The sequence below is a fragment of the Candidatus Poribacteria bacterium genome, from assembly GCA_021295755.1.
Taxonomy (GTDB): Bacteria; Poribacteria; WGA-4E; order WGA-4E; family PCPOR2b; genus PCPOR2b.
The window spans coordinates 1-9719 of sequence record JAGWBT010000066.1 but is presented as its reverse complement, the minus strand read 5'-3'; the positions used below and the strand labels follow the sequence as shown (position 1 = coordinate 9719).

Sequence of the window (9719 nt, the reverse complement as noted above, 5' to 3'; positions counted from 1 at the left end):
CCGTGTGTCTATACGGGAGACGGATATTCTCAAAGCAATGCGAGAATCCCAATCCTTGAGGGTTGGGAGTAGGTCAAATGAAGAACTAGCACAGTTTGAACAAAATTCCCAAACCATTAAACCTACTGCCGCCGTGACACGAGAAGTAACCGACACCTAAAATTCACCAGTATCGTAGGTTGGGTTGAACGGTCAAAAGCCCCTCGCTATCAAGGCCAATAGACGCTTGGCTGTCAACATCGCATTCCTACAAATAGCGACAGTGAAACCCAACATCAATGAACCAATGAACTAATATCCCCACAATGAATAAAAACGGAAACCCCCTCCTAGAAGTTCGAGATTTACGCCAGTTTTTCCCCATCCAAGAGGGCTTCCTACGACGGACTATCGGCTACGTCAAAGCTGTCAATGGAGTCAGTCTTACAATCAATGAAGGCGAAACCTTGGGGCTTGTGGGCGAGAGCGGCTGTGGCAAGTCCACTTTAGGCTGCACCATCCTCCGGCTTTATGAACCGACGGGCGGTGAGGTTATCCTGCACGATGGGGATGAAAAATTCTCTGTGTTTGAACTGTCCCACCGCGAGATGCGCCAAGTCCGTGTCAACATGCAGATGATTTTTCAGGACCCATTTGCTTCATTAAACGAGCGGATGACGGTCCTAGACAACGTGATTGAGCCGTTGGTTTGCAACGACATCGGGACAAGCCAAGAACGGGAAGCGAAGGCTGAAAATCTCCTGATACAAGTAGGGCTCCAAAAAGAACACCTGCGCCGCTACCCACACAGCTTCAGTGGGGGTCAAAGGCAGCGAATTGGTATCGCCCGTGCGCTCTCCATCGAGCCGAAATTTATCGTTGCAGATGAACCTGTCTTTGCCCTCGATGTGTCGGTACAGGCACAAATCCTGAATCTGATGCAGGAGCTGCAAGCAGAATTTGGTCTCTCCTACCTCTTTATCTCGCACGATATGGCGGTAATCCGCTATGTGTCCGATCGCATCGCCGTCATGTACGTCGGCAAATTGGTCGAATATGCCGAGCGCGATGAACTGCTGCATCGCCCCACCCACCCATACACCGAAGCCTTGCATTCAGCCGTGCCACGACTGACCCAACGCGGTCGCCGCAATCGCATTATCCTCGAAGGCACGCCACCCGATCCGAGTGATTTGCCTACCGGCTGCGTTTTCCAGGCCCGATGTCGGTATGCCGAAGCGAGATGTAGAGAGGAAGAACCCGAGCTAAAAGAGATTTCAGACGGTCATTTTGTGGCATGTCATTTGGCAGAAGAACTTAATTTAGTAGGAATTCAAAGCTAGGCGGCGGATAGCAGGTCAGGGGGGAAATATGCAAGTCTATTGTAGGTCGAGATTCATATCTCGACAAAACACCCGGACTATCGCGCAATGTTCCGAGCTGGTGCAAAGAAACCAAGTTTTTGACAAAAACTCGGTGTCTCTTCCCATTTTGCGCTTTCTTTTGACATGAACCTTCAGAATATGTAGATGCCCTCATACTCAGATTGATCAGGCGGTTCTACCTTCGCATTACGACCAAATCTAAAGGTCACTACGACCGAGTATCCGTTCAGATCTGAGTTATCGAGTCCTTCGATTCCAACACCACGGATATAGCGGTAACTCCCTCCAAAATGGATTTGGAGATAGGTTTTCACATTCCACACTATATTGAGTTGTGGCTCAACAATAAAGATACTATCGTCGGGCCCACCATATCTATTATAGTCATCAATTATATAATAAGCCTGTTGATACCGATCCGTCAGCCCACCAAAACCGATTAAAGTTTGGGCAGAGAGGTGGATATCTTGACTAGGCGCAACAATATATTCTAACTCCAGTCCGCTATAAGCAAATTCAAACTCACGTTCAGCAGAACGAGACGTCTCTACCTCTATGTCTCTGAGTAAGCCGTAAAAGCCACCTCCAATTGCATACTTATGCTTGTAAATCCAACCTGCCCGACCACCAACGATCAAGCCAAATACATCGTTGATCTGCGTCACCTTTAATACCGGCCCCCCAAAACCACCGCTTTCGCTCGGCTTCTCAGTTGCCGCTTCCTTTACATCCTCCTCCGCCCCAAGAGATGTTGTTAATATAAAGAAAAGCAGGAAAAGTGTCAGTTTTTTCACCGAGTTCTCCTCAATTTTGAGTGAAATAGCCCAATCAAATATGGATTGGTGGACTGAATCTGTAGACGAAACAAATCCGAGTTGCGCTTATATTCATCTTTCAATTTGTCTGAAGATATTACGCTTTGCAGAGCCGGTTACAATTCACGGTAATCCCCTTTAAATACCTCTTTAACGTGCCAACCGATAAACTCCACTTCCGGATAATAGGACGGCCTTTGAGGGAAGCTAATTTGTTCACCGTGAAACTTCATAAGCCATTCCTGAAAGCCCACTGAACCGCGAGCATCTTCTGATACCAGTATTGCTAATTGATTAGACAGCGTAAACGCCCCAAGATCAAATAGCTTATGGTGTAGTGAGCATAGAGCCAATCCATTCGCTTCCGTATCGGGACCACGATGCGTATACCATTTGATATGGGCAGCTTCTAGCGCAATGGGTGAGGTCCCCAATTTCACATCAAAGCCGCAGACAGCACATTTGTATTCGTAGGCTTTTAGGATATTCGCTCGAAAGCTAGGGTCTCGCTTTCGTCGCTTGGGGTCTCGCCTCTGTGGCTTAGAAATCTGGAGCGGTGAATCAATTTCAACAGCCTGTAAAATATCTTCATGAATGGAATGAGGAAAATGAATCTCTAGCAGACTCTGGATTATTTCAAGAGACAATGTGGAGTCTTTTTGAAGTTGATGGACAATATCCTTGGGAAAACCTCCAGAAACATCGTGATGATCCAGATCGCGTTTAAAAGGGTCTCCACTGACTGTTTCGCGGATTTTCTTGGCATCGGGTATCTCCCAAACCCCATCATTTTTGAGATGCCAGAACGGATAATATGGTCTAGGCTTAGCTTCTGTGGGGCCAAACTCCTCCAGTAATTTTCCAAGATTCTCATGTACCTCGGAGTATCTAAGGCAGCGTTTGCTATCTTGTAGCAATCTTCTAATTGCATACAGAACCAACAAGGGTTTGTGTGGTGCTCTTTTCCCCGATTTTTGCCATGGTCTCAAGGACTCAAATTTCTGAACAATTTCTTCTCTGCCCACTTTTCATGCTCTGCTGTTTGGGAGAATTCACAGTAAGCTAGGCACTACAAATCAAATACGGTTCCTCATCGTCCTCATCATCAAGGACATCGCCGTAGGACACAACTTCCAAACGCCCGATGAATCGGGCAACTACAGCAGGGGCACCATCACGGATCCCGTAGCGAACAACGATCGTTGTTCACTACTGAAGTGCGTAACTCCTATGAAGAGTGTTCATAAATAACTTTCAATGCGTCTACACATCAGGATTCCCACTGTGGGAGAGACTTCTTAGCCTTGATGCCAATCTCAAATGCTGCGCCATTGCAATGCAAATCCTTTCGAATCTCCGAATGGCATCGGGGCAATAACCGCAATCTGCGACATCTACGGTTCAGATCTAACCGCTCAACCTAACCTACATTTATCCGCGTAATCCGCTAAATCCGTTTTAATCCGCGATTCAGACAAATGGCAACTGTCGCCCCGCTGGGGCTTGGCAGGAGGTGCCTATTCTTCGGCTATACACATATCGCCCCGCTGGGGCTAAATGCACCAACGAATCTTTCCCCATTTTCGCCCATCACGTACCCTATCCTGAAAATCCTTGAATCCAGGAAATCCTGATTCGGACAATAATTATGCCCTACTTGAGTAGTTTATGCAACTTGGATTTGTCCTTGTGTACCGATTATCTCGTATAATGGTAACCGCTACTGAATACTTTGTGCCCTACTACTCTACCGCCTCTAAGTCAGTTAAATCTTCGACTTCGGCGATATCTGCCAGCATTCGAGAATATTTGCGCAATTCCACCTGGAGAGCAGCAAGTTCTTCGCGGAAAGCGGCGCGTTCCGATTCCTGTTCAAAATCACCTGCCAAGCTCTTTCGATGCCACTTTGCAGTAAACGGACGAATGACTTGGTTAAGCACAACAATTGCAATTTTTGTGAAGTTGATGCAATCCGGTCCCTGTTCTTTAATGACTTCTCTCGTAACTGCAAAAAGTGAGTAGACACTGTCTAATGCTGTTTTCTCATCGCCGTGCTCGGTAGGCAAAGGTTGTGTGGTGATTCTTGTAAGCAATTCGATATACAGTGCCCAAGCAGCGTCTTTATCGGCTGTTTTTGGATTCCACTCCATTTGCAAAAAAGAGGGCGGAATCTTCAGGCTCGTCATACCCGATTTTCCAAGGATATCTGAGAATCTCACTATTACCACCTTTCCCCAGAACAGTTGTTTACAAACGGAGGGGGGGAGTTGTCAGGAGTCCCACCGTGGGAGAGGCTTCCTAGCCTCGAAGCCACTATCAAATCCGCATCACTGGGCTTCAGATCACTTGAAATCTCCCAATGGCATCGGGGCACTAATCGCAATCTGCGACATCTACGGTTCAGACTTAACCGCTCAACCTAACCTACATTTATCCGCGTAATCCGCTAAATCCGTTTTAATCCGCGATTCAGACAAATAGCACAAATTCTACCGTTAATCTCAATGCCAGATAATTTTCCATTGGTGGGAGAAAATCCAAGGCGATAATCGCTATAAATTTTACCACACAATTGTTTCGTTGTGTAGGAAATATTCGCACACAAAAAACATTGTCAATCCGATTTCTATCCCTGTCAGGTGACCGTCCCTTCTATAGTTAGCACAAATCGAGCAGCAACAGACCATTTTTCACACAGCCTCTGAAAAAGAAAATGTATGATAACCTACATTTATGGTGAAAAAATAGGTTATAATAAGAGCGATGAACCTATTCAAATGCACCGAATATAACTATACAGGACTTACGCAGTTGGTTCATAAGTCCCCCTGAGTTTCCCAAGTCCCCCTGACAAGGGGGATTTAGGGGGTTGGGCGGATTTAGGGGGTTAAAAATACAAAAATCTCGCGCTACGTGCTGAAATGCGTAAGTCCTGAAATGTCACGATTATACCATTAGGAGTTCGGAACGGAGTCGCAAACTCCTCCCGATAAATCAGGAGATGCCCGACATACGGATATAAGGGTCAATTTTAACGCAAGTTGCTAGAGCACGTTGAAATTTATGTGAAGGCTGCTCATAAATCACTGCTGATTTGGCAGGTTAGCAAACTTTTCAGTGGAGTATTGCTCATAAATCAATGCGAATATAGCAGGGCAGCAAACCTTTCAGTGAAATCTTGCTCACAAATTAATGTTGATTTGGCAGGGCAGCAAGCCGTTCACAGGCAACCGTTTAGCATAGCACACTTATGTAAAACTGCTCAAGTATAGTGGCCATCGGGATTCGCGGCACACCCGCGAATTATGAATACCCGTCTAGGCCATTGAAAATATTTTTTTTACCTGTCAGGGCCCTGCCAAATCTCTGAATCGTACCGGTGGGCAATCTTGTCGAAGATTACGTTCCCGATACATCGATATTCTGCCTAGGGGCACGATCGGGTTGGGGGATATAGGGAAGCATCACGCATCATGTTTCACATTTTCTATCCTGTAAATCCTTCAATCTGGAGAATCCTGATTCAGACAGGCAGAACGACCACAACTAGCAACTTGCGTTACATCTATATCAGACACTACAAAATCAATCAACTAACAAGGAGGAAAACAGTGCCAAGGTACGAACTCGATGGACAGGTGGCAATCGTAACGGGCGCCGGACGCGGAATTGGCAGAGCAACCGCCCTACGACTGGCTCACGAAGGCGCGAGTGTCACCGTTGCGGACATCAATGAAGCAAACGCAAGAGAAGTTGCCGAAGCAATTGAGGCAACCGCCGGATCTGCCCACGCCTTCACAGTGGACGTAACAAACAGAGCCGATACCGAGCGAATGGTGTCCGAGACAGTTGAACGGTTTGGCAAGTTAGATATTCTCGTCAATAACGCGGGTATCGCAATCATCGCATCCCTAATGGACACCGACGAAGCTGCATGGGACGCACTGATGAACGTGAACGCCAAAGGCGTGTTATTCTGTTCGCAAGCAGCTGCACAACAGATGATCGCTCAGGGCAACGGAGGTCGCATTATCAACAACGCCTCCGGCGCAGGCAAAGTCGCGCCCGGCAAAGGCACACCGCTCGGCGTCTACGCTGCGACCAAACACGCCGTTGTCGCACTCACCAAACAGTTCGGCTTAGAGTTGTCAGAGCATGGGATCCTCGTCAACTGTGTGTGTCCCGGCATTGTGGACACATCAATGTGGGAGTTAATTGATCGTGAAGTCGCGCTGTTGGAAGGTGTGCCAGTCGGTTCAGTGAAGGAGCGAGCGGCAGCCCGCATCCCCGTTGGACGTATCCAACAGCCGGAAGATGTCGCCAACCTAATCGCCTACCTAGCGTCATCAGACGCAAGCTACATCACCGCCCAAGCCCTCAACGTATCCGGTGGCATGTTGCCATATTGATGATTTGCGAAAATCTTGCATTGGGTCTATAGAAAAATCCTTGCCCTCAACCCCAAAATCGGTTATCCTTTTGACGGATTCTACTATTCGCCAATCCGCCCATTTTCAGAGGAGAGGATATGACGGAACATACATTTCCCTTAATTGAAGTCTCCGGCGACGCATATCAGCTAGGCTACCAGCACGGTGCACAAGCCGCTGACCTTATCCAAAAGTATCTGTTATGGATCGAGAGGTTGACAGGTAAACCGATGGACTTCCTGTGCCAGAATGCGATGGCTTTTCTGCCCATGATGCAGAAACTCAGTCCCGCCTTCGTGGAGGAGGTTCGAGGACTTGCCGACGGAGCGGATATCAGCTTTGAAGAGGCAGTACTGTGTCAGGCACGTGCCGAAGCCGCCCGCGTGCACGAAGGGGGCTGTACGGCGTTTGCCCTCACAGGCTCCGCCACCGCTGATGGGCTCCCCTTGGCAGGCCAAAACCAGGATCTGGAAACGGAATACGCAGATGTGGCGATTCTGCTTCACGTCAAGCCGACCGATGGTCGCCCTAGAGCCTTGATATTCACCTTTGCCGGACAGCTCGGCTATTCAGGTATGAACCAGTACGGCTTAGCCCACTTCGCCAACGCCCTCTACGATTTTCAGTGGTCTCTGGGGGTTCCCCACTATCCCCTCAAGCGCGTTATGCTAGAGCAGCGGCACCTCGAAGGATGCCTTAAACTCTTGAAGAAGCACCGTACCTGCTCGGCGGCAAACGCAGTAATCTGCGATGGCGAAGGTAAAATCGGCGATATCGAGATCCGCCCTGAAGGGATTGTCCCCTTCGATGATGAACATTCAGACTGTCGCCTGCACACCAACCACTACCTGACCGCTCCGTTCGCGAGTTACGAAACCCACTCCCTGCCCGACTCCTGCCCTCGACTTGACCGCATCCGTCTGCTCATTCAAGAAAATTGGGGCGAGATTACCGTCGAAACCCTGAAGGGTATCCTTGCAGATCACGAAGGCGATCCGGGCGGTATCTGTCGGCACGGAGAAAAGAACATGCACTCGATCTCCGGTTACATCGCCGAACCGGCAAAGAAGGTACTGCATGTCCGCCGAGGACACGGCTGTCTAGGCACTTGGCAAACCTACTCGGTATAGACTAACCGATGGTGTGAATCTACAGCTGTTGATAACGTGAAACGTAATGCGTGAAACGTGAAAATCATTGGTTTATCAGTTCATTTAGCCCCAGAGGGGCGACATGTCTATAGTACACAGATAAATAAATACCCTAAAGCCCCAGCGGGGCGACATGTGTATCCTAAAGGTGGAACGTAAGAAGAATGAATGAACTAATGAACTCCCCGGCAAATCGGGATTTTCAACTTAAACGATGTAGAAAAGACATCCTCACCAACTCGCACCAGAGGTTAATAACGCTTGAGACGCTTCTGTTGGAGGAAGTAAGAGATGCAACTTAAAGGTAAAACAGCGATTATTACCGGAGCGGCAGGCGGTATTGGTCGTGCTACAGTCCTTCGATTCGTGGGTGAAGGAGCACACGTTGTCGCTGCCGACATTCAGGGGGAAGGTGCCGAGGAAACTGCCCATATTGCAAGTGCGGATCATCCCGACACAGTCATCGCACATACTGTTGATGTCAGTCGGGGCGATCAGGTAGAGCAACTTATTTCAGAAACAGTCTCACATTTCGGTCAACTCGACACTATCTTCAGCAACGCCGCTATCATGCGGGACGGCTCGGTCGTGGATCTGCCCGAAGAGGATTGGGATGCACTCTTCGACGCCAATGTTAAAGGAGCGTTTCTCTGTGGAAAATACGGTATCCCCGCCATGCGTCAAAGCGGCGGCGGTTCGTTTATCATCACAGCATCGGTAAACAGCTTCTATGCCGAATCCGACATCGCAGGCTATTGCGCCACCAAAGGTGCTGTCCTGCAGCTCACGCGAGCCATGGCAATCGATCACGGTCCCGAAGGAATACGCGTCAACTGCATCTGCCCCGGCTGGATTGAAACGGCGATGTCACAGCCCTTTTTGGAGGAAAATCCCGAAGGTCGTGAGTTCGCAGGCACCATCGCTCCAATGGGACGCATCGGTCAACCCGAAGATGTAGCGGAGGTAGCACTGTTCCTAGCAAGCGATGCGTCACGATTTGTTACAGGAGCCGCTTACACCGTAGACGGCGGTTGGACCGCAGGCATGACAAAAGCCCTCGCCTTAATTTAGAAATCCATAAAGTAGTAGGCACACTCCGTGTGCCGTAACCCTTGCACCAATGGACTAATGAACCAAAAATTTCACCGTCAAGGAGACCCGCTAAGTCTCCCGACATAATCATCTGGAGAATATCAAATAATGATGGCAAACGCCCCAAAAGACTTATCGACACAAGATTACCGTAAAATGGATCAGGCACACGCTTGGCATCCGCTCTTCCAACACCAACTCTTGGATCAGTCGGATCTCCTCGTCTTTGAAAGTGCCACTGGAACGACAATTATCGACGCGGACGGAAACGAATACCTAGACGCCTACTCGGCACTTTGGAATGTCAACGTCGGCTATGGACGGCAGGAGATCGCCGATGCCGTTTACGAGCAGATCCAGAAGTTACCGTACTACCCACACGCACAGATTAACATTCCCGCCACCCTCCTATCTGAAAAACTAACGAGCCTTCTGCCCGGTAATCTGAATCACGTCTACTTCTGCAACAGCGGCTCAGAAGCCAATGAGACCGCGATAAAAATGGCGAGGCAATACGGACGGCAGAAGTATCCCGGCGACAATCGTTACAAGATTATCAGTCGCTATCGCGGGTATCACGGCTTCACATACGGGGCAATGTCCGCAACGGGCCAAACCCGTCGTCGCAAAGCGTTTGAACCACTTGTTCCCGGCTTCCATCATGTCCACCCGCCCTACACCTATCGATATGGTCAAGGCTGCAGTGAAGCGGATTTCGGCATCGCCTGTGCGGACGAAATCGAGAAAGTGGTTCAGTGGGAAGGGGTAGAGACAGTGATAGCCGTGATAGCCGAGCCTATCATCGGTGGGGGCGGAGTGCTTGTACCACCGGACACCTATCTCCCAAGAGTCAGAGAGATCTGTGAT

Annotated in this window: 8 protein-coding genes; 5 read left to right on the top strand and 3 right to left on the bottom strand. The window is 49.0% G+C overall.

Annotated features, from left to right (window positions below):
- Window positions 1-305: 305 nt before the first annotated feature.
- Window positions 306-1322, top strand: coding sequence for an ATP-binding cassette domain-containing protein (locus tag J4G02_11090; GenBank protein ID MCE2395121.1), 1017 nt, complete (start codon window positions 306-308; stop codon window positions 1320-1322).
- A 173-nt stretch (window positions 1323-1495) separates the two neighbouring features.
- Here the strand turns inward: J4G02_11090 and J4G02_11085 are convergent, their stop codons facing one another.
- The 3 genes from J4G02_11085 to J4G02_11075 form a co-directional block, all read right to left on the bottom strand.
- Window positions 1496-2158 carry a hypothetical protein gene (locus J4G02_11085; GenBank protein ID MCE2395120.1) on the bottom strand — a complete coding sequence of 221 codons (663 nt, stop codon included), beginning with the start codon at window positions 2156-2158 and terminating at the stop codon, window positions 1496-1498.
- 137 nt (window positions 2159-2295) lie between these two features.
- On the bottom strand, window positions 2296-3204 hold the full coding sequence (locus tag J4G02_11080) for an HNH endonuclease (GenBank protein ID MCE2395119.1): 909 nt from the start codon (window positions 3202-3204) through the stop codon (window positions 2296-2298).
- A gap of 717 nt (window positions 3205-3921) precedes the next feature.
- Window positions 3922-4365: a hypothetical protein gene (locus J4G02_11075; GenBank protein MCE2395118.1), complete on the bottom strand. Its 444-nt coding sequence runs from the start codon at window positions 4363-4365 to the stop codon at window positions 3922-3924.
- A gap of 1425 nt (window positions 4366-5790) precedes the next feature.
- Here J4G02_11075 and J4G02_11070 point away from each other — a divergent pair.
- From J4G02_11070 to J4G02_11055, 4 genes are all read left to right on the top strand, one after another.
- Entirely contained in the window at window positions 5791-6588 is a 798-nt protein-coding gene (locus tag J4G02_11070; GenBank protein MCE2395117.1) for a glucose 1-dehydrogenase, read from the top strand.
- 119 nt (window positions 6589-6707) lie between these two features.
- Window positions 6708-7739, top strand: coding sequence for a hypothetical protein (locus tag J4G02_11065; GenBank protein MCE2395116.1), 1032 nt, complete (start codon window positions 6708-6710; stop codon window positions 7737-7739).
- A 312-nt stretch (window positions 7740-8051) separates the two neighbouring features.
- Window positions 8052-8831 carry a glucose 1-dehydrogenase gene (locus tag J4G02_11060; protein MCE2395115.1) on the top strand — a complete coding sequence of 260 codons (780 nt, stop codon included), beginning with the start codon at window positions 8052-8054 and terminating at the stop codon, window positions 8829-8831.
- Window positions 8832-8960: 129 nt separating this feature from the next.
- Window positions 8961-9719 (top strand): aminotransferase class III-fold pyridoxal phosphate-dependent enzyme (locus J4G02_11055; GenBank protein MCE2395114.1); only part of this gene is annotated, 759 nt, incomplete at its 3' end.